At 41.6% G+C, this 20107-nt stretch carries 17 protein-coding genes; 6 read left to right on the top strand and 11 right to left on the bottom strand.

Annotation, left to right across the window (positions count from 1 at the left end; all coding sequences use genetic code 11):
* The first annotated feature begins 41 nt into the window (after positions 1-41).
* Both cmoB and ACR63T_RS12080 read left to right on the top strand, forming a co-directional pair.
* Complete coding sequence (gene cmoB, locus ACR63T_RS12085) at positions 42-1109, top strand: tRNA 5-methoxyuridine(34)/uridine 5-oxyacetic acid(34) synthase CmoB (protein ID WP_472784144.1); 1068 nt, start codon at positions 42-44, stop codon at positions 1107-1109.
* Positions 1110-1262: 153 nt separating this feature from the next.
* On the top strand, positions 1263-2492 hold the full coding sequence (locus ACR63T_RS12080) for a DUF1176 domain-containing protein (protein ID WP_472784143.1): 1230 nt from the start codon (positions 1263-1265) through the stop codon (positions 2490-2492).
* A gap of 80 nt (positions 2493-2572) precedes the next feature.
* On the opposite strand, the gene ACR63T_RS12075 is transcribed toward ACR63T_RS12080, so the two are convergent.
* Positions 2573-2794, bottom strand: coding sequence for a DUF2788 domain-containing protein (locus ACR63T_RS12075; protein WP_201570305.1), 222 nt, complete (start codon positions 2792-2794; stop codon positions 2573-2575).
* Positions 2795-3141: 347 nt separating this feature from the next.
* Here ACR63T_RS12075 and argS point away from each other — a divergent pair, with 347 nt between their 5' ends.
* From argS to ACR63T_RS12060, 3 genes are all read left to right on the top strand, one after another.
* Positions 3142-4974 carry an arginine--tRNA ligase gene (gene argS / locus ACR63T_RS12070; RefSeq protein WP_472784142.1) on the top strand — a complete coding sequence of 611 codons (1833 nt, stop codon included), beginning with the start codon at positions 3142-3144 and terminating at the stop codon, positions 4972-4974.
* Positions 4975-5128: 154 nt separating this feature from the next.
* Complete coding sequence (locus tag ACR63T_RS12065) at positions 5129-5962, top strand: SPOR domain-containing protein (protein ID WP_472784141.1); 834 nt, start codon at positions 5129-5131, stop codon at positions 5960-5962.
* 148 nt (positions 5963-6110) lie between these two features.
* A complete protein-coding gene (locus ACR63T_RS12060; protein ID WP_472784140.1) occupies positions 6111-7202 on the top strand; it encodes a PTS sugar transporter subunit IIC in 1092 nt (363 codons plus the stop codon).
* An 83-nt stretch (positions 7203-7285) separates the two neighbouring features.
* On the opposite strand, the gene ACR63T_RS12055 is transcribed toward ACR63T_RS12060, so the two are convergent.
* From ACR63T_RS12055 to rdgB, 6 genes are all read right to left on the bottom strand, one after another.
* Entirely contained in the window at positions 7286-8254 is a 969-nt protein-coding gene (locus ACR63T_RS12055) for a c-type cytochrome (RefSeq protein ID WP_472784139.1), read from the bottom strand.
* Positions 8255-8635: 381 nt separating this feature from the next.
* Positions 8636-9466: an SDR family NAD(P)-dependent oxidoreductase gene (locus tag ACR63T_RS12050; RefSeq protein ID WP_472785281.1), complete on the bottom strand. Its 831-nt coding sequence runs from the start codon at positions 9464-9466 to the stop codon at positions 8636-8638.
* 417 nt (positions 9467-9883) lie between these two features.
* Positions 9884-11161 carry an ATP-dependent protease ATP-binding subunit ClpX gene (gene clpX / locus ACR63T_RS12045; protein ID WP_472784138.1) on the bottom strand — a complete coding sequence of 426 codons (1278 nt, stop codon included), beginning with the start codon at positions 11159-11161 and terminating at the stop codon, positions 9884-9886.
* Positions 11162-11310: 149 nt separating this feature from the next.
* A complete protein-coding gene (gene clpP / locus ACR63T_RS12040) occupies positions 11311-11931 on the bottom strand; it encodes an ATP-dependent Clp endopeptidase proteolytic subunit ClpP (RefSeq protein WP_305900336.1) in 621 nt (206 codons plus the stop codon).
* Positions 11932-12324: 393 nt separating this feature from the next.
* Positions 12325-13671, bottom strand: a complete 1347-nt coding sequence (tig, locus tag ACR63T_RS12035; RefSeq protein ID WP_472784137.1) for a trigger factor — start codon at positions 13669-13671, stop codon at positions 12325-12327.
* A gap of 329 nt (positions 13672-14000) precedes the next feature.
* Entirely contained in the window at positions 14001-14651 is a 651-nt protein-coding gene (rdgB, locus tag ACR63T_RS12030; RefSeq protein WP_472784136.1) for an RdgB/HAM1 family non-canonical purine NTP pyrophosphatase, read from the bottom strand.
* Between the two features lie 418 nt (positions 14652-15069).
* Here rdgB and ACR63T_RS12025 point away from each other — a divergent pair, with 418 nt between their 5' ends.
* Positions 15070-15699 carry a superoxide dismutase gene (locus ACR63T_RS12025; RefSeq protein ID WP_472784135.1) on the top strand — a complete coding sequence of 210 codons (630 nt, stop codon included), beginning with the start codon at positions 15070-15072 and terminating at the stop codon, positions 15697-15699.
* Positions 15700-15808: 109 nt separating this feature from the next.
* On the opposite strand, the gene ACR63T_RS12020 is transcribed toward ACR63T_RS12025, so the two are convergent.
* The 4 genes from ACR63T_RS12020 to ACR63T_RS12005 all read right to left on the bottom strand — a co-directional run bounded on the left by ACR63T_RS12020 (position 15809) and on the right by ACR63T_RS12005 (position 20101).
* Complete coding sequence (locus ACR63T_RS12020; protein WP_472784134.1) at positions 15809-16681, bottom strand: SIR2 family protein; 873 nt, start codon at positions 16679-16681, stop codon at positions 15809-15811.
* Positions 16682-17731, bottom strand: a complete 1050-nt coding sequence (locus ACR63T_RS12015) for a ParA family protein (protein ID WP_472784133.1) — start codon at positions 17729-17731, stop codon at positions 16682-16684. It lies immediately after the preceding gene.
* A gap of 186 nt (positions 17732-17917) precedes the next feature.
* Entirely contained in the window at positions 17918-19072 is a 1155-nt protein-coding gene (locus ACR63T_RS12010) for a metal-dependent hydrolase (protein WP_472784132.1), read from the bottom strand.
* A 171-nt stretch (positions 19073-19243) separates the two neighbouring features.
* Complete coding sequence (locus ACR63T_RS12005; RefSeq protein WP_472784131.1) at positions 19244-20101, bottom strand: DUF72 domain-containing protein; 858 nt, start codon at positions 20099-20101, stop codon at positions 19244-19246.
* Positions 20102-20107 lie beyond the last annotated feature (6 nt).

Below are 20107 nucleotides of genomic sequence, written 5' to 3'. Positions count from 1 at the left end.
TTATCCCTTTTAAATCTAAATTAACGAAAATTGAACTATCTATGACTAACGATACTATCACCCAAGCTGAACGCGAATTATATTTAACTTTGCTGACGTTAGCGCAGACGCATCCCAGTGCTTATGAGTGGCTAACTTTATTGCCTGAATGGCTAACCGCTATTAAAGATAAGCGCAATTATGCTCACGCGCCTGCTTATCAATCTTCTGTTGCACGCCTACCAAATATTAGCGCTGATAATGTGGACTTGAATAGTGCAGCTATTACAATTAATGCGTTAATAAACAATTCTGAGCGCAAGCAAACGTTGGCGCTACTGAAGCAGCTGATGCCTTGGCGTAAAGGACCATTTCAAATCGGTAGCGATGTTATTGAAAGCGATCAAAATGAAGATAAGCAAAGTAAGCCAATAGTTATCGATACCGAATGGCACAGTGATTGGAAGTGGGATCGAGTCGCGGCGCATTTAAGTCCGCTAAAAGGTAGATGTGTATTAGATGTCGGTGGTGGCTCGGGTTATCATGGCTGGCGGATGGCAGGGGCGGGTGCAGAGACGGTGATTATCGTTGATCCGTCATGTTTATTTTATCACCAGTTTATGGCGATTCGGCACTTTGTCGGGTCAGCGGATGTCAGTGAGTTAGGTCATTATCGTACTCACTATATTCCTGTGCCGTTAGAGGCGTTGCCTGCGCATAGTCAGCTGTTTGATACGGTATTTAGCATGGGTGTACTCTATCATCGGCAGTCGCCGTTTGAGCATTTGCAACAGCTCAAAGGACAACTGGTAAAAGGTGGCGAGCTGGTGCTTGAAACCTTAGTGATTGATGGCGATGCCAACACGGTACTCGTGCCCCATGATCGTTATGCGCAAATGAATAATGTGTATTTTTTGCCGTCAGTCGCCGCACTAATTGGCTGGCTAGAAAAGGTAGGGTTTAGCAATGTGCGCTGTGTTGATTTGGATGTGACCAGTGTGGAGGAGCAACGTGCGACCGAATGGATGACTTATCAATCTTTAAGTGACTTTCTTGATCCCAATGATAATAGCAAAACGATAGAAGGCTATCCTGCGCCAAAACGTGCCACCTTGATTGCCACTAGATAAATTAAAATTTTAGTTTTGGAGTAGAAATAGAATGCCTAATTCGGCAATGAGCGTATAGTTAATAGATGATTACTAACCAGCGTTGAGCGTGTTCTCACTACTACAATGTTACCAAATCTTAATTCACAGGATTATCTATAAAGGATCTTTGTCATGCCAAAGTTAACCCTAAAACCAGTATCAACTACCTTAGTTAGTGCAGGAGTAATCTCGTTATTGCTGGCAATAATGGGATCGAGCACTGTGCACGCTGAGTTCGATCAAGCAGATGACCCAGACAGTCCGTTTGCAGAATGGGGCTACATGAAAGACGACTGGCAACTGGTCTGTGACAATACTTTGACTTGTCGGGCAGCAGGTTATACAGATGACATGACAAGAAGCGAGAACAATAGGGCCGCGAGCCTATTATTATCGATAAAGGCGGGCGAGAAGACAGCAATAGGGCAAGTACAATTAAATAACTGGGAGGATGCTGAGCAAGAAAAGCTGGTTAATGAGCAGTTAGCGAAGACTGATTTTATGGTTGAACTATTATTAAATGGTCGATCTCACGGCATCATACAACTATCCGCTGATAGGATGGGTGAATTAAGCCAATCGCAAACTCAGCAGCTTGTTAAACGCGCCCGACAAAATACTAGCATTAAATTTAAATCAGGCGATCTATTGTGGCAAGTTTCTGACGTTGGTATGGCAGCGGTGCTATTAAAGCTTGATGAGGTACAAGGTCGAGTTGGATCGCCGTTAGCACTCGTCAGTAAAAATAGTACCACGAGACAACCGCTTAAACCCGCCAAGTCTATCCCTAAGATTTATGCTGTAGCACCATATCCCATTTCTGAGTATGCCAGTGCAGAAGAAAAAGGCTCAGATGGGCAAAAATATTACCAGCAGCTCAGTGAGCGTTATAGTGAGCAATGGCAAGATAAAATGAGTGCTTGGGTCGCAGCATCTTTGAGCGAATCTGATAAGGATACCTGTAATATCTTAACATCAGACACTCCATGGGTAGATGAAAAAGATAAAATCTGGCGATTTATGCCTATTGATGCTAAGCATACTTTAGCTAGCTTCCCTTGTTGGAGAGCGGCGTACAATACGGGAACGGGTTATTGGCTGATTGCTAATGACTACCCTAGCAAACCTATGCTCATTACGGCTTCTGGTTCAGAATATGGTAATGGCGAGATATTCTCAGCACAAAAGGGTCGAGGTTTAGGCGACTGCTGGTCAACGCAATCATGGGTGTGGGATGGTAAAACTTTTGCCAAAACGCTTGAGCAATCAACAGGCATGTGTCGTGGTATTCAAGCGGGTGGCGCTTGGAATATGCTGACCTACGTGAGTGAAGTTATTCAACCTAATAAGTCAACAAGATAACACCGATTTTCGTCAAAAATCGTCTAATTGGCTATTGAGAGTTTAAGCTATCGTTTTATATAAAAAATATCAGCCACTCTCTAGCCGATATACCATTTTTTGAAGGCAACCTCTAACAATAGCTTGAATATAAAACCAGCAAAGCCTGCGCCTAACGCTAAGAAAATCCAAAAAGTACCCGCACGTCCTGCATCAGATTTTTTAGAGATATCGAACATAATAAACACCAATAGAGCAATAAACATTGGTAATAAAACGTATAGTCCCCAATTGGTAACGGTACTGGCGGCAATAGCAAACATATCATTATCCTATATAGTATTAATGCGCATTATTTTATAATGATCCATCTGCTAATGATGTTTTATGGCAGCGCATTATAGTAGAGCTTTGTAGCACAATCAGCAATGAAAGCTATTATAACGTAGAACCGTATAGCTATAAATGCTTGAAATTAGTAATACGAGCTAAATAAGCGGTCATACGCGACTACTAAGTCATTCTAACCTTGCTATGCTAATATCCTCTTGTTGTTGTAAATAGTCTATACCTGAGATAATTTTGCTACAGTTAGTGCAATAACCCCCAAAGGTTGTTATATTTACAGGTTATTTATATTTTCGTATTATCTATCCGAGTTTACCTTCTTATGTCACAAGCCCAAATCGATACTCTAGCCTCCATTTTTGATGCTGCCACCCAAGTCCTAAAGACACAAGGCGTGTTGCCAGCTGATTGGCAAAATAATAGCCAAATCACTCGTACTAAAGATACTAGTCATGGTGATTTTGCCAGCAATATTGCGATGACTGCGGCCAAAGCAGCCAAGTCTAATCCACGTGCATTGGCTGAAAAAATCGTTGCCGCGCTACCAGAGAATAAAGACATCCGCCAAGTCGATATCGCAGGTCCTGGGTTTATCAATGTGTTTTTGAACACTGAAGCTAAGTTTGCAGTATTGGATGACATTTTTGCTCAGCAAGATAGCTTTGGTTTAAGTGATAAGTTCGACGGTCAAAAGCTGCAAGTGGAGTTTGTCTCTGCTAATCCGACGTCTAGTTTGCATGTCGGTCATGGACGCGGCGCGGCATTTGGCATGAGTGTCGCCAATTTGCTCGAAGCGGTTGGCTATGATGTTACGCGTGAGTACTATGTCAATGACGCTGGTCGGCAGATGGATATCTTGGCGACGAGTACTTATCTGCGCTACTTAGACGCTAATAGTGAAAAAGTAGTATTCCCAGCGAATGCTTATCAAGGGGATTATGTCCGTGACATCGCCGCGACATTAAAACAGCAACATGGCGATAGTTATGTGCATAGCTTTGAGCAAGTTGCTAAAGATGTGCCTGAGGATGCTCAGTATGAGCTCAATGCAGCTGGTGACAAAGAGCTAATATCAGGTGACAAAGAAGCGCATATCGATGGGCTGATTGCCAATAGTAAAGCCTTGCTCGGTCATGATAACTACGAGCTGTTTTTAAATGCTGCATTAAGTGGCATTTTGGCGGATATCAAAGACGATTTGAACGACTTTGGCGTAAGCTATGAGTGCTGGTTCCACGAAAAGTCCATCGATAGTGAGATTGCGCCTGTTCTGCAAGTACTAGATGACAAAGGTTATCTATACGAGAAGGATGGTAATATCTGGTTTAAATCGACGGACTTTGGTGATGAAAAAGACAGAGTCGTGCGCCGTGCAAACGGTCAGACCACTTATTTTGCTTCTGATATCGCTTATCATAAAAACAAATTCGATCGCGGCTTTGATAAAGTCATTAACGTTTGGGGCGCGGATCACCATGGCTACGTGCCACGGGTCAAAGCGGCACTAACGGCCTTAGGTATTGATGAAAACCGTCTGGATGTGGTGCTGGTGCAGTTTGTCGCTCTGTGGCGCGGCGATCAAAAAGCGCAAATGTCATCACGCTCGGGCGACTTTGTGACTTTGCGCGATTTGCGTGCTGAGGTTGGTAATGATGCGGCGCGTTTTTATTATGTCGCGCGTAAGCCTGAGGTACATATCGACTTTGATTTAGAGCTGGCCAAATCACAAAGTAAAGATAATTTGGTTTACTACATTCAGTATGCTCATGCCCGTGTCTGCCGAGTGCTTGAAAAGCTAGAATCTTGTGGCCTTAGCGTTGATGATAGTGTGGGTGCACAGCATCAAGAGCTACTGATTGCCAATAGTGAAGAGGAGCTCATTAAGCTATTAGCCGCTTATCCTGCGACGCTAATGCGAGCTGCGACAGGCTATGAGCCACATATATTGACTAACTATCTCAAAGAGTTAGCAGCCCTGTTTCATGGTTGGTATGATGGCAATCGTATTTTGCCTATGAGTCTTACCTCAGGTGAGACCCCAAGCGCGGATGAGCTTGAGCTGATGCAAGCCCGTTTGCGTCTATCCAAGGCGGTCAGGCAAGTAGTGGCTAATGGACTTAATTTACTCGGCCTATCAGCACCTGCTAGTATGTAATTGTAATTGATAGCTATTGAAAAACACAGGATTTAGCTCGATAAAGGGTTTTGAGGCGGCAATAGCGTCAACTTTATAAACGTTATTGCAAATCGTCTAATATCATAAATTAATAGAATGCAAAATCAACATTTTGGTAGGGAGAATCTGATCCATGTTGGCCAAAAAACCTAAAGGCGCGACTCAAAAGCGCAAGACCAGTAGTGTCTCAGGCTTATTATGGATGTTTGTAGGGGCTATCTTGACCCTTATGATCGGCGTGTTTTTGTATTTATCACCACTATTTGACTTTAGCCCCGCAGGCGAGTCTGAGACTGATCGTGATCGGCAAGTTGAGCCACGGGTCAATACTGATGTTGATAATGGTGATTATGAGTTTTATGATATCTTGCCCAATCAAGAAATGGCGACTATACCTGATGAGGCTATTGGCAATTCAAATAGCGAGCAGATAGGTAATACTGAAGCCTTTGAGCCTGATGTGGTGATTACTCAGCCTGAGAGCACTGCTAATAATAATGATCCGGGTAATTTTGGTATCTCCGAGAATACGACTATCGAGCCTACTCGAGGCGCACAAAATAATGCTGGTAGCGGCAATGCCAGCGCTGATAATGATATCGTCATTGTAGAAGAAAACACTACTTATGACGGTACTACGCCTAATAGTAACAGCAGTACCACTAACGCTGGTAGCACCGTAACTCGACCCAATAATGCGACTGCCACAGTACCAAAACCTGCCGCTGCTACTACTTATATTTTACAGATAAATAGCTTTGGCAATGCGGATGAAGCCGATCGCCGCCGTGCGCAAGTACTGATGGCTGGGGTTGATGCCAGAGTAATCAAAAATACGACAGGTAGCGGTGCGCCTATTTATCAAGTTATCTCACGTCCGATGAATAATCGGCAAGTCGTGACCAACGCCCAGCAACGCCTGCAAAATAATGGTATCGACTCAATTATCGTTGAGCAGCGTCGTTAAAATAGAATCAGGTATAAAAAGCGTCAACAAGGCGCTTTTTTTATGCTCAAATATTGATGATTATCTGTGTTATATTTTGAATTACCGAATTAGTAAATGACTAAGCGATAAGTTCTAAAACTCAAATTGTTAGATAAAGAGTACTCTAATGACGACTGCTATTTCTACACCACCACCTAGACCTATTAAGGCATTTTTTCAAAAATACTTTATTGATGCTTTTACAGGTATGGCATTAGGACTATTTGTCACCTTAATTGCAGGACTTATCATCTCACAAATCGGTGGTTGGTTGAATTTGCCAGTATTGGTCTCGATTGGTAAGCTGGCATCTGTGCTCATGGGTGCAGGTATCGGTGTTGGCATCGCTTATTATCTAAAAGCACCGACGCTAGTGATGCTTAGCTGCTTAGTCGCAGGGATGCTAGGCGCGCACTCTGAAGCACTAATGGCGGGCACTTTATTTATCCCGCAAGAGGCAGGTCCAGCAACGTTTTTAGCATTGCCAGGTAACCCCATCGGTGCGTACTTAGCCGCTGTATTTGCTTATCGCGCAGGTACTTGGGTAGCGGGCAAGACTAAGCTTGATATCCTGCTAGTGCCTTTATTCGTATGCGCAGTCGCTTGGGCGGTCTGTGCGCTGCTCAATCCGCCAGTAGTCGCAGCTGTTAACGCTATTGGTATCGGTATTCAAGCCGCCACTGAGCTACAGCCCTTATTAATGGGTATAGTGATCGCAGTCGTAGTGGGTATTTTGTTGACGCTACCAACCTCTAGTGCCGCTATTTGTATCGCTATTGGTTTGGGTGGTGTAGCAGGTGGGGCAGCAGTAGTCGGCTGCGCAGCACATATGATCGGCTTTGCTGTCGCTAGTTATAAAGATAACGGCGTGAGTGGTGTCATATCCCAAGGTTTAGGCACGAGTATGCTGCAAATACCCAACGTCCTTAGAAAGCCGATAGTCCTATTGCCCGCCGTGATTGCCAGCGCTATTGTCGGACCGATTGCTACCGTCGTCTTTCAATTGGCTTGTACAGCTACTGGCGCAGGTATGGGTACGGCAGGACTAGTCGGGGTGTTCGGAGTGATTGAAGCCTCTCAAGAGCTGATGGGTGTCACTGAATTATGGACTGCGATCATATTATTGATGTTCGTACTACCTGCTATTATCGCAGGAGTAGTCGCCCATATTATGCGCCGTATGGGCTGGCTGGTCGCTGGTGATATGAAGTTGCCATAATTAGTTTATGTTCGATAAGTAAAAGCCCAGCTAACTTATATTAGCTGGGCTTTTTTATAGCTGAATTTTAATAGGTTCAATAATTAACGACGGACATCTTTCGGTGCATCACCATTTGGCCAGTCTTTATCTTTATTGGCTTTTACAGGACGTGGGAGCTGAGTAAAGTACCCTGCAATATCGACCGCTTCTTGATCGGTAAGCGTATTACCTTGACCAAAGGGCATCTTGCCTTTAATAAAGCTGGCAGCGGTATAAGTACGTGCCATACCAGCGCCATCATTAAAGGACTTGTCGCCAGCAACCGCTGGGAAAACGTAAGTGCCGTCATCATTATATTGACCTTCACCGTCAGCGCCGTGACAGACGCTACATTTTTCAGCAAATAGCTTTTCACCATTGACAGTATCTGGCTCTAATGACTTATCCACTTTGACAAAACCGCGACCTTCTGGTGAGACGCCATAAGGCATATCTTTTGATAACCAAGCCATATAAGAGACCATAGCATTCATATCATCTGATCCTAAATCTAACGCAGTACCATTCATAGACCGCTCAAAGCAGCCATTGATACGTTCTTGAATAGTGTTGATACGACCTGCACGAGTACGATAAATAGGATAAATACTTGGCATATTTTGCCATGGTGCGGCAAAAGCTTCTGAACCGTTGGCTAAGTGACAGCTAGTACAATTGAGCTGATTGCCGACATTATCAGGTAGCTCTTTATAAGTATGATTGGCGATTTGCAAGCCACGCCTTACCGCCGCACCGTACTCATCATCTGGGATAGTAGATTCGTCTGGCATTTGAATCGTAGGTTTTGCTCCAGCAGTACTACCAGTAGCTGCACCTGCAGAAGCTTCAGTAGCCGCTGGCATATCATTCTTTAATTGCTCAGCACGTGCCTCAAGCCTTTGTACGCGAGCTATCGCTGCCGCTTCCTCAACCCGATCAACCGCTTTTATATTTTGCTCATTGCTACAAGCGCTGGCAGCGAGAATAGCCAATATAAGAAGAGAGGGTTTGGCTAGTGAAAAAGATTTCATTGTCATATCCTTATGATAATAAATAATATGTAAACACTTGGTAGTGTGCTACTTTACTAAGTAGTTTGGACAGCTCTTTGTTTGAGAATATCTATAATTTATGACTGATATTAACAGTACTAAATGCTTAGAATGACTAATTGTAGAAGAAGTAAGTATAGGTTTATTTGAATAAACCTATCTAAAAAATGGCAAAAATGAAGACAGTAAAGTCATCGATTTTCAATTGTTATTATATCAAAAAATAAGATATAAAATCCTGTAATGTTGTTTCATTTAACAATCATACAACCAATAGGGGCGCTCAAACATTGTCAACGTTTGAGCGCCCCTATTAATTTAACTGGCTTAAGCCTATAAAGTATTAACAAAAACTATGCCTTAACGCTTAGTTTTGAGCCTACGAGCAATTTTAGTTGCGCGATAAAGAACCGTTCCATAATTTGAGGGAAAAATGCGTTGAACGGCATCTATTACCTTGGCATCATTACCTATTAAGCAGCGCGACTGGTCATTAGCAGTAGCTTGTAGAATAACCCAAGCGGCATCGTTTGCGTCGAATTTTAAGAATTTATTAAAGCTTCTAATTGCTTTCTCGCTGCTGCCCATACCCAGCTCGCTGATACTATCATTACCACGCGCACTATTGGCGATGTTGGTTTTTATACCGCCTGGATGAATACAAGTCGCCGAAACTCCGCAGCATTGAATGTTTAGCTCTTGGCGCAGACTTTCAGTAAAGCCGCGCACCGCAAACTTGCTAGCATTATAAGCCGACTGCGAGGGCTGAGCGGTCAGACCAAATAGGCTCGATATATTGATAATATGACCGTTTTCTATAGCGCCATCGGCTTGGCTTTGATTAACACTATTCTTTATCAGTGGTAAAAATGCTTTGGTGCCATATACCACACCCCAAAAATTAATGTCCATCACCCATTCAAGCTCGCTGATGCTACTGCCTTCAACAGTAGAGTACAGCGCCACACCTGCATTGTTAAAGATAAAGTTAACCTTGTTATGATCTGCCATCACACTATTCGCCCACTCATAAACCGCCTCTTTATCAGCCACATCAAGTACGGTAATAGTAGTTTTGATATCATAACCCACTAGCATTTCTTGCGTTTGCGTAAGCTCCTCTGGGTTGATATCTGATAAGGCAAGATGACAGCCCATCTTTGCTAGATGAATAGCCAAGGCGCGACCCATACCTGAGCCTGCGCCAGTAATAGCCGCCACATGATCTTGGTAAAAGGGCGCGATGTCTTTAGTTGCTACTGATGTAGTAGGTAAATGCTGGCGTAGTGACGCGCTGGTGGCAGCTAATGTTTTTAGCATGATAAACCGTTCCTGTTTTGCTAATAATTTATAATGACAAGTTACTTTTAGAGAGTTGCTTTTAATGAGCTACTTTGATAATAATTTACCTTAGCATGATTTCCAATAGCGGTTATCAGGATTAATAAACGCGGCTGTCACTTTCTAAAAAGTATTTTGCAATCTGATTCATAAAATTATGAGCCATAAAAAAAGCGTTTAACATTATAAATGTTAAACGCTTTTACTGCTTTACTGTCAACGTGTTGCTATCAAAACCACATAGACTAACTATGTGATTTGGGCAATCTATGCAATTTTAGGTATTTTACCTTCGTTAATGACTTTTTCATCGACCGTAACGGTTTTGGCGTCTTTCATAGAGGGCAACTCGTACATCGTATCTAACAAGACATTTTCGACGATAGAGCGAAGACCACGCGCCCCTGTTTTACGCTCCATAGCTTTTTTGGCAATGGCATCGAGCGCTTTATCGGTAAAGGTAATCTTAGCGCCTTCCATATCGAATAGATATTCGTACTGTTTGACCAAAGCGTTTTTGGGCTCAGTCAATATCTGTACTAGGGCTTCTTCGTCCAACTCAGTCAGCGCGGCAAGTACGGGCAGGCGTCCGATTAGCTCTGGAATAAGACCAAACTTAATCAAGTCCTCAGGCTCGACTTTTTGCAGCAGATCTGAGCTACGCTTGCTATCGTCTTTTGAGCTGACATCCGCATTGAAGCCAATACCTGTTTTTTCAGTACGCTGCTGAATGACTTTATCAAGTCCTGCAAACGCACCACCAACGATAATCAGAATATTGCTAGTATCGACTTGGATCAGCTCTTGCTGGGGATGCTTACGGCCACCATGCGGTGGAATAGCAGCAACAGTACCTTCGATAAGTTTTAGTAGAGCTTGCTGGACGCCTTCACCTGATACATCACGAGTAATAGAAGGGTTCTCGCCTTTTTTACTGATCTTATCGATCTCATCAATATAGATAATGCCTTGTTCCGCTTTACCAACATCGTAATCAGAGGCTTGTAATAGCTTTTGTACAATGTTTTCAACGTCTTCACCAACGTAACCTGCTTCGGTCAGCGTGGTTGCATCAGCCATAGCAAAAGGGACATCAAGCAGGCGCGCTAACGTCTGTGCTAGTAACGTCTTACCAGACCCTGTTGGGCCAATCAGTAGGATATTACTCTTAGATAATTCGACCATAGCTTCGTCAGCGCCGATCTTGGCTTTTTTACTATCACGAGCTAGTGTCTGACTGACTTTTAGGCGCTTATAATGGTTATAAACCGCAACTGACAGTGCCTTTTTTGCCGCGTCTTGACCGATGACATAATCATCTAGCTTAGCGCGTAGCTCTTTTGGCGTTGGTAACTTTTTATTGACCCACGAAGTATCTAATTCGCTATCAGAATCGTCGTCATCTGTGTCGCTATCAGCAATCAAATCTGTGCATAGCTCAATACATTCATTGCAGATATTGGCATCGTCAGCCGCGATTAACTGTTTAACTTCTTTTTTGGCTTTACCGCAAAACGAGCAATGCGGGGTTTTATCTTCTGCCATATATCGGCACTCCTGATTTTTAAAGCTAATAATGTTTAGAGCTAATAGTGTTCAAAGCAGATGTTCTAAAGCTGAGCAAACTTAGTATCAACTCAGTAATCGCGCTCAAAATTGAGCGCTTTACAGATATAGTATAGGTGACTACTCAATTATATTTTCAGCTCAGCAGGGCGACGCTCTAATACTTCATCGACCAACCCATAATCTTTGGCAGCCGCAGCGCTCATAAAGTTATCGCGATCAGTGTCTTTCTCTAAGCGCTCAACAGGCTGACCAGTATGCTCAGCTAATAGACGATTAAGCTTAGCTTTTAGCTCAATAATTTCACGAGCATGTATCTCGATATCTGACGCTTGACCACGGAAACCGCCTAAAGGTTGATGGATCATAACGCGTGAATTGGCTAGGGCATAGCGTTTGCCTTTAGCACCAGCGGACAATAGGAATGAACCCATAGAAGCCGCTTGACCTAAGCAAATCGTCGATACGTCAGGCTTGATGAAGTTCATCGTATCATAAATGGCCATACCTGCTGTGACCACACCACCTGGTGAATTGACATATAAATGGATATCTTTATCAGGGTTCTCAGCTTCTAAAAATAATAACTGCGCCACAATCAAATTGGCCATATTATCTTCAACTTCGCCCGTCAAAAAGATAACGCGCTCGCGTAATAGGCGCGAGAAAATATCAAATGAGCGCTCGCCACGAGCAGACTGTTCAACAACCATAGGAACTAAAGCATTATGGGGAGCTGTCTGTGACATGCTTTGAGCACCTTGAGCATTGTGGGCACTCATTAGCGTATCAAAATGCGGATTGGAGGTAATGCGATCATAATCTGTCATGGAAAAATCCTATTAATAATGCAAAGGTATAATATAAAAATAGATGAGCTAAAAAGCTAATTATCAGTCATTTATTCATGCATCGGTTTTTAGATAATAAAGTTAAGAATATAAGTGCCGTAATAGTAACTTTTTTATTGGCACCTAGTAAATACTTACCTTACAAATGATAATTTATTCCCTATTAATAGGGCGTGCCTACTCATTTATCAAGGGTGAAAGCAGCAAACAGGCAATAAAAAGCTAGAGTAAAAATGCCCCAACAATATTTGTTGAGGCATCATATGAAAAGCTAGTAGCGAATAGCGCTTATTACATTGCTTGCTGCTGCTGCTGTTGCTGCGCAGCTAAGAGGTCTTGATAGCTGACTTCTTTGTCAGTTACTTTACCTTGATCAATCAGATAATCGACGACTTGGTCTTCTAATACTACTGACTCAATGTTCGCACGTTGTTGCTTGTCATTGGTATAGTATTCGATGACTTCACTTGGGTCTTCGTAGTTCTCTGACGCTTCTTGAATGAACTTCTCAACGCGCTCCTGATCGACTTCTAAGCCTTTGGTATCGATAACACGGGCAACAATGATACCAAGACGGGCCGCACGTAATGCTTGCTCTTCGAACAGCTCATTAGGTAGCATGTCTTTATCGAAGCTATCAGCGCCTGCGCCGAACTGCTGAGAGAAGCGTTGCATCATCATACTACGCTGACGGTCAATCTCTTGCTCTAGCATAGCATTTGGCACGTCAAACTCGTTCTTCTCAAGTAGCGCATCAAAAGTCGCTTGCTTAACTTGGCTACGAGATGCGCTTTTGATCTCGCGTTCCATGTTTTTGCGTACGTCTTCTTTTAACTTATCAACGCCGCCCTCTTTAACACCGAACAGCTCTAGGAACGCATCATCGATCTCTGGTAATTTAGACTTTTCAACTAACTTAACGTTGATTTTGAACTGTGCTTCTTTACCAGCAAGCTCTTCTGCTTGATAGTCTTCTGGGAAAGTCACATCAATAACTTTTTCTTCGCCAGCTTTCATGCCTTTGATACCGTCTTCAAAGCCTGGAATCATCTGATTGCTACCGATGACTAGTTTGAAGTCTTCTGATGAGCCGCCATCGAATTTTTCACCATCGATTGAGCCTTCAAAATCAAAGGTCACTTGATTGTCTTTAGCTGCCATGCCTTTTTTCTCTACAAACTCTTCACGCTGTTTTTGTAGATTTTCGATCATGGTGTCGACATCAGCATCAGCGACTTTGGCAGTATGACGCTCAACTTCGATCTCATCGATACCTTGGACGTCAACTTCTGGGAAGATCTCAACCGTCGCTTGATAAACTAAGAAGTCATCTTCAAGCTTAACGTCATCGATATTAGGCATGCCAACCGCACGGATATCTTCAGATTTGATCGCTTCAAATACGGTGTCGCGGATCACATCATTGATCACTTCTTGTTGAATACCAGCGCCGTATTGGCTACGGATATGTGACATAGGCACATTGCCTTTACGGAAACCATCAATCTTGGCAGTCTTAGCCACTTGGCGAATACGACCCTCGACTTTGTTTTGGATTTTTTCGACGGGTACTTTTACGGTTAGCTGAGTTTCTTTATTAGACAGCTTGTTGGTTGTGACTTGTAAATCTGTTGCCATGTTAATTACACCTTTAGAATGAAAATGTCAGACAATCGTGTACTGAGCTCAGATCTCTATGAGCAGATTGCCATTAGAATGAATGGGGGATATCAAAAGCCTGACAGTGCAGATAGCATTATCAGGCTATAAATATCAATAAATAAAGCGCCAAAATGTCTTATTCATAGATAAGCGCGACAAATGGTAGCTCATAATAAAATTTTAAAAGTAGATTAGTATAATCTATCTACCAATTAAAGTAAAAGTTATCTATCCGCTTAGCTTTAAGATAAAAGTAAAAAATGCAAAAACACTGTTTTCAACAAAAAATACTACCTTTAAATAAGTCAGGCTTGTAATTGCTGCAATAATTGCCTGATAGCTTGTCCACGATGACTGATATTATTTTTATCATCCGCGCTAAGACTGGCGGCACTCGCCTGCAGATCTGGTAACCAAAACAGCGGATCATAGCCGAAGCCGCCGTCGCCATGTGCTTGCTCCAAGATCTCACCTTGCCATAATCCTTGAGCGATAATCGGTAGCGGATCATCAGCGTGACGCACCATTGCCAATATGCATACAAACATACCTTTAATGGCACTATCGGGATTTTGCGCACGAATAGGCTGTAATTCTGCAATCAACTTGGTGTTATTACTCGCATCATTACCATGCTCACCAGCATAGCGCGCAGAGTAGATGCCTGGTGCATTACCCAGCACTGGCACACAAAGTCCTGAATCATCAGCGATAGCGGGCAATCCGCTGATACGACTGGCATGACGGGCTTTGATAATAGCGTTTTCAACAAAGCTCAGACCATCCTCGATAGCGTCCTCTATATCCAGCTGACCTTGTGGAATGATAGTAACGTTTAGATTGGCATCAGTAAATAAGCGTTTAAACTCTGCCAACTTACCTTTATTATTGCTGGCTAAAACCCAATCTTGTGTGAATATATTGTTAGCTTCATATAATTGTTGAGAGGTGTGCATAAAAGTTAAGCCTATGATTTAAAGTAAATAGTTTTATTTTTGTTTTGGATAAATTTTAGGTGTTGTAAGATGGGGTAAAGCTATAACATTCGGTAACGGATAATAGACAAGATTATTGTTATACTAATTGGCAAGCTACAGTGAATTATAGCTTATAGCTTGTAAATTAAAATTTAACAATATGCAACTTACCTTTGTTGTTGATGAATATTGATAGATATTACCAATATTTAACGATAACATCATTAGCTAAGTTGTTTTTAGGTTGTCTATTTACTTTATAGCAAAGTGTACCGCTTTAACTGGTACTTTGCTCATTCACTAATAATAAACTCAGCCAACTTAGCCTAGTATTTTACAGTTATTATTTTATAATACCTATATTATAAAGGGCTAAAACAGCAAGGATAAAATAACTATGTCAAATATTACTTTACCAGAATTACCGTATGCTAAAGACGCGCTAGAGCCACATATCAGCGCTGAAACGCTAGAATATCACCACGACAAGCATCATGCGGCTTATGTTAATAAGTTGAACGACTTGCTACCAGGCTCTGGTATGGAAGACAAAACCCTTCCAGAAATCATCGAAGCGACGTCTAAAGATGACAGCAAGCAAGGTATGTTTAACCAAGCGGCACAAGTTTGGAACCATACGTTCTACTGGAACTGCATGACGCCTGAGAACGGTGGCGGCGAACCTACTGGTGATCTAAAAGGCAAAATCGAAGAAGACTTCGGTAGCTATGATAAGTTCCGTGAAGAGTTCAAAAATGCAGCATTGACTCAGTTCGGTTCAGGTTGGGCATGGCTAGTCGCTGATAAAGTCGGTGGCTCACTATCAATCGCAAAAACAGCTAACGCTGATACGCCATTGGCTCATGACCAAGTAGCAGTATTGACTTGTGATGTATGGGAACATGCGTATTATGTCGATTACCGTAACCGTCGTCCTGATTATGTCGATACGTTCCTAGACAAGCTAGTGAACTGGGACTACGCAAACGCAAAATATAAAGGTCAAGATGCTGGTGTTGAAGAGTAAGTTTTAAATACTAATATCTTAGCTTTATAAATAAAAAAGGATGCCGTGAGGTGTCCTTTTTTTGGTTTTTGGAGCAAAAGAATATAGACACTCAGGTATGTATTGCTAGCTAGCTCGTTAAACCATGCTTTGCTCTTATTGTGTCGACTTTGCCTCTTAATTCTTTTATTTTTAACGGAAAATTACTATGATCTTTTTCGTCTGTTTGTTCATAAATGATTAATTCAATATTATACTGACTCTTAATGGTATCTTTAATTCTTGCAGCATAAGATTTTGAGCCAACCATTGCATAACTTGGATTTGTGGTACCTGTTTCAATGTTGTTATTTTCCAAAATTAAGTTGATATCAGGATCTTCAATACCGCAACCAATGAAAACTACTGTATTTAATTTATAGAGCGAAGATGTAAGTTCAAAAAATGACCTATTCTTTTTTCGTAAATTGAAATAATCGGAACGGCTAAGTATAGTATCTGATGCATGCTTAGCACAGCCATGCATTTTTATTAAAATAGTACTTGGAGACCTTATTGAATCAAGTAACCCATCTCGCGTATGTTCATATTGAGTGAATGAATTATGGCCAGCATTTTCAATTAGGGCTCCCTCTATCAAAGTATCATAGTTAGTAGTTGAGAATATTCTTGGCGAAATATTTACTAAGTCCTTATGCGCATCGGAAGGAAGAAAGTTGTTATCGATAAATATTTCTCGTATTTTAGCATTGTATTCAGCTGGACTTCCTTTTGTTCTAATAACTTCTGCTGCATCAAGATATCTTTTTTGAGAGATAAACTCATTTACTAGAGCCTTATCTTCACTATTATTCAAAGTTGAATCTTTCAGTATATATAACAAAGACTCCCAACTAGGTGGTCTATTACCGTCCTCATTTGAAGCTTGGCATGACATTCCAGCACCAAGATGAATAATACAGCGTTTTTCAACTATTTCTCTAACAAGAGAGTCAGGCCACATTTAAACATCTCCCAAGTTTTGCATAATCCTATCAGATATAGTATCAAATGCCTTTATATAGTTTTTTGCCTGAGTGTATTGTGAACCAGCCATTCCATCTGTTGATTTCAAGTTGGCGATTGGAGCACCTACGAATTGAGATAGAGCTAATATGCCGAACATATGAGGTATCTCACCTAGATTTAACTCAGTAAGTTCTGTTATTTCTGGTTTTCTAAATATGCTTAAATTTTTATTAACTTCAGGCTCAAAGTTATCAATAATAGTCTGATACGACTGCGTAGTTCTAATCGTACCATCTGCATGCTTACGAGAGATATAAGACTGTATTGTGTAACCAAGAAATCCTTTATCCACAGTGACCTCTGATTTAATTTCATCTTTAATTTTTTCCCAAATATGGCTTTTTTCCTTTTTAAATACTTCATGTTTGGAGTTGTAGTAAGGTACCCATTTATCAAACCACTGTTTAATATTTTTTATTGCTACCAAACTAAATATGTCACAGCTCATTGGTGAAATAAAATAGTCCGAAGCAAGTAATGCAGTTCGATTGATAGCACCAAGGCTAGGACTTAGATCAATAAGAACATAGTCATAGTTTTCTTTTTCTGTATTTAGAAGAGTATTAATCCAGTTTGATATTCTCATTCCACTTACACTATCAGGATCAGATAATTCGTTCCACTTCTTACTGAGTATATCTTCGTATGAGGCCAGAAAAGGATTTCCTGCAATGATTGATGCCTCAAATCTCTCACAATATATTGGCTTAACATCTATGTTAATTGTGCTCTCACCCATTTCGTAGTTATCAAATGCATCAACTATAGTATTTTCCTTTTTTTGAATTTCTCGGTCATAGTATGGTGCAATGACTTCACTCGCTAACTCATCACCTAACATATAGTGAGTTATATTAGCTTGTGGATCCAAATCTAGGACTAAAACTCTTTTATTGTGCTTCATAGCAAAATGTGTAGCTAAGTTAGCACAAAAAGTAGTTTTACCAACGCCACCTTTATTATTAAATATTGCAATAGTTTCCATTTTTCTGTTCCTTAAATAAAATGCCTTAAATTTTAGTTTACGTAGGGTGCGACCTGCACACCATTTATAAAAATAAATGCTCAAATTGAGTCATTATATATCTCAGGATAGTTTTACTACTCATATATAATAACATTTCGGATAGTTATCGGTGCGCATGGCGCACCCTACGCCAAATTCCAATTCTCAATCTTCATCAACCAACTCCCAACCATCATCCACAACCGACTCATCAAACACCCTTTTAAAGCCTTGCTTGATTAGCTCAAAGCGCGAAGGTTCAGGTTTATTATCGATATTGATCACTGGTGCATCTATCGGTGTAACCGCTTGCCATTGCTTATTGTTAGCTTCTTTAGCCGCTAATACAAAACTAAAGAAAGCCGTATCGCCTGCCATCATCCGTAAATCATCAACGACCAATTGTGTACTTTTTTTATCAGAGTTATCAGCAAGCGTTTGCGTTCGATACCCTGTCCATTCCCCAGAGAACCAATCCAGCCTCTTTGCATAGGGCTGGCTAGCGCTTGGTAAATTTGCATTTAGCCTAGTCGAATTATTGTATTGAGTCAGATAACGATATTCAGGCAAACGCTTATCTAAAACACTACCACGCAGCTCAATAAATCTATTTTGCTTATCTTCTGCGAGAGTACGCCACATCAGGATAGTCGGTAATACAGGCATAGTTTTGATACGGACGATATTATCAATATTAGCCGCTGCTAAGGTTTGCTCGGCTTTATCTTGTGCATGATATTTTAGACCTAGTGATAGTAGTAAATAGCTACTACTTACCATAAGCATTATTACTGCCAAACGCTGAAAATTCGCTAATAAACCCTGTTTAAAAACACTAAGACTACGCCCTTTTACTAGTCCAAAGATCATCGCAAAAAGCAGCGGCAAAGTGTAAAGCGGATCGATAATAAATATTGAGGCGATACTGATAGGAGTAATTTGCAAGGGGTCTTGTAACGGCCAAAATAGCTGAGTGCCATAGACCGTGAAGCTGTCTAAAATTGGATGGGTAGTGAGCGCCAAAGTCATCGCCAGCGCTAAGCGTTTACCCGAGTAGGGCAAAGGCATGTCACGCCATCGATGGTAACTGGTGATTAGCCAAGAGCCTAATGTTCCCACTATAGTCAAGACAATTAGCGAATGACTAAAGCCGCGATGATAAGTCATGTTGCTGACAGGATCGCCATAACGAATAAGCACATCCAAATCAGGTAAAGTTCCGAGCATTGCGCCATATAGATAGGCTTTACGGCCTTGATATTTACCGAGTATTGTCCCTTGGACGCTGGCACCTAAGACGATTTGACTGAGTGAATCCATAGGTTTGAGTTGGCTCTTTTATAGTTTTTATAGGGTCGGCTGTCGGCTAGTAAAGTGTATAGAACGCTACATAATTTTTCTTAAATCTATTTTCTATTATCAAACATCATTAATTTGCACAATGGTTTGCTGGGCTAAAGCCACAGCCTACAAAAAAATTTATTTATAATTTTATAAAACTTTAAAATCATACGCTGTTAAAGCCTCTCGCAACATCGCAATATTATAATAAGCATGAGCATTAACTGTGTTTTGAAAGAATATATACAGCGTATCGAAGTGCTCGCGTTGATTGGCAATCGTCTGTGCCCAGTCCTGCATCTCAGGCTTGCTATAGCGATAATCATGACGATCAGATGCACTCATCGCGCCCCACCAGTCTAAGTTATTGCCATGCATGCGCAGATAGCCTGTGCGCTCGGTAAATATTAGCCTTGATGGCGGTAGACCATTCACCTTGGGGTAATCAACGCTACACCAAATAATGCCTTGCTCTTTGAAGCTATCGACCACTTGCGGGGTATGCCAACCACTGTGGCGAAACTCTACCGCTAATGGGAAGCCAGCAAACCAGCTGACTAGCTGAGCTAAATACAGTCGATGCTCGCGAGTACGATCAAAACCATGTGGAAATTGCAAAAGTAACGGTGCAAGGCAGTTGGCTTCGATAAGTGGTATCAAGGCTGTGAGAAAAGCTTGAGCGTGCTCTGTAGTACCTTTTCGCGCATGAGTAAAGTCTTGATGGAGTTTTACCGCGAACTTTAACTGGCTGTCGGTTTGCACATAGGCTTTATTAACCATGCCCGCAAAGGCTTTTTGCCCGATAGGCGCGTAAAAGGTGCTGTTGATCTCAACCGCGCCGTATTGCTTGGCGTATTCGCATAAAAAGTCAGTCTTCTTAGTACCAATAGGATAGAGCGTACCAAGCAAATCTATATCGCTATAGCCACCAGTACCAAGATAGACAGTCGGCATTGGATTAGCCGAATTTTGAGTTGCGTCGGTTCGACTTGCAGTATCTTCAATCATAACCTT

This window comes from Psychrobacter sp. M17(2026), from assembly GCF_055699815.1.
The sequence above is the reverse complement of the archived record's forward strand: the minus strand, read 5'-3'. Positions and strand labels throughout refer to the sequence as shown.

Bases quoted from the DNA above. Each gene is read 5' to 3' on its own strand.
- cmoB (WP_472784144.1), top strand. From the start codon at position 42: ATGACTAACGATACTATCACCCAAGCTGAACGCGAATTATATTTAACT.
- ACR63T_RS12080 (WP_472784143.1), top strand. From the start codon at position 1,263: ATGCCAAAGTTAACCCTAAAACCAGTATCAACTACCTTAGTTAGTGCA.
- ACR63T_RS12075 (WP_201570305.1), bottom strand. From the start codon at position 2,794: ATGTTTGCTATTGCCGCCAGTACCGTTACCAATTGGGGACTATACGTT.
- argS (WP_472784142.1), top strand. From the start codon at position 3,142: ATGTCACAAGCCCAAATCGATACTCTAGCCTCCATTTTTGATGCTGCC.
- ACR63T_RS12065 (WP_472784141.1), top strand. From the start codon at position 5,129: ATGTTGGCCAAAAAACCTAAAGGCGCGACTCAAAAGCGCAAGACCAGT.
- ACR63T_RS12060 (WP_472784140.1), top strand. From the start codon at position 6,111: ATGACGACTGCTATTTCTACACCACCACCTAGACCTATTAAGGCATTT.
- ACR63T_RS12055 (WP_472784139.1), bottom strand. From the start codon at position 8,254: ATGAAATCTTTTTCACTAGCCAAACCCTCTCTTCTTATATTGGCTATT.
- ACR63T_RS12050 (WP_472785281.1), bottom strand. From the start codon at position 9,466: ATGGGTCGCGCCTTGGCTATTCATCTAGCAAAGATGGGCTGTCATCTT.
- clpX (WP_472784138.1), bottom strand. From the start codon at position 11,161: ATGGCAGAAGATAAAACCCCGCATTGCTCGTTTTGCGGTAAAGCCAAA.
- clpP (WP_305900336.1), bottom strand. From the start codon at position 11,931: ATGTCACAGACAGCTCCCCATAATGCTTTAGTTCCTATGGTTGTTGAA.
- tig (WP_472784137.1), bottom strand. From the start codon at position 13,671: ATGGCAACAGATTTACAAGTCACAACCAACAAGCTGTCTAATAAAGAA.
- rdgB (WP_472784136.1), bottom strand. From the start codon at position 14,651: ATGCACACCTCTCAACAATTATATGAAGCTAACAATATATTCACACAA.
- ACR63T_RS12025 (WP_472784135.1), top strand. From the start codon at position 15,070: ATGTCAAATATTACTTTACCAGAATTACCGTATGCTAAAGACGCGCTA.
- ACR63T_RS12020 (WP_472784134.1), bottom strand. From the start codon at position 16,681: ATGTGGCCTGACTCTCTTGTTAGAGAAATAGTTGAAAAACGCTGTATT.
- ACR63T_RS12015 (WP_472784133.1), bottom strand. From the start codon at position 17,731: ATGGAAACTATTGCAATATTTAATAATAAAGGTGGCGTTGGTAAAACT.
- ACR63T_RS12010 (WP_472784132.1), bottom strand. From the start codon at position 19,072: ATGGATTCACTCAGTCAAATCGTCTTAGGTGCCAGCGTCCAAGGGACA.
- ACR63T_RS12005 (WP_472784131.1), bottom strand. From the start codon at position 20,101: ATGATTGAAGATACTGCAAGTCGAACCGACGCAACTCAAAATTCGGCT.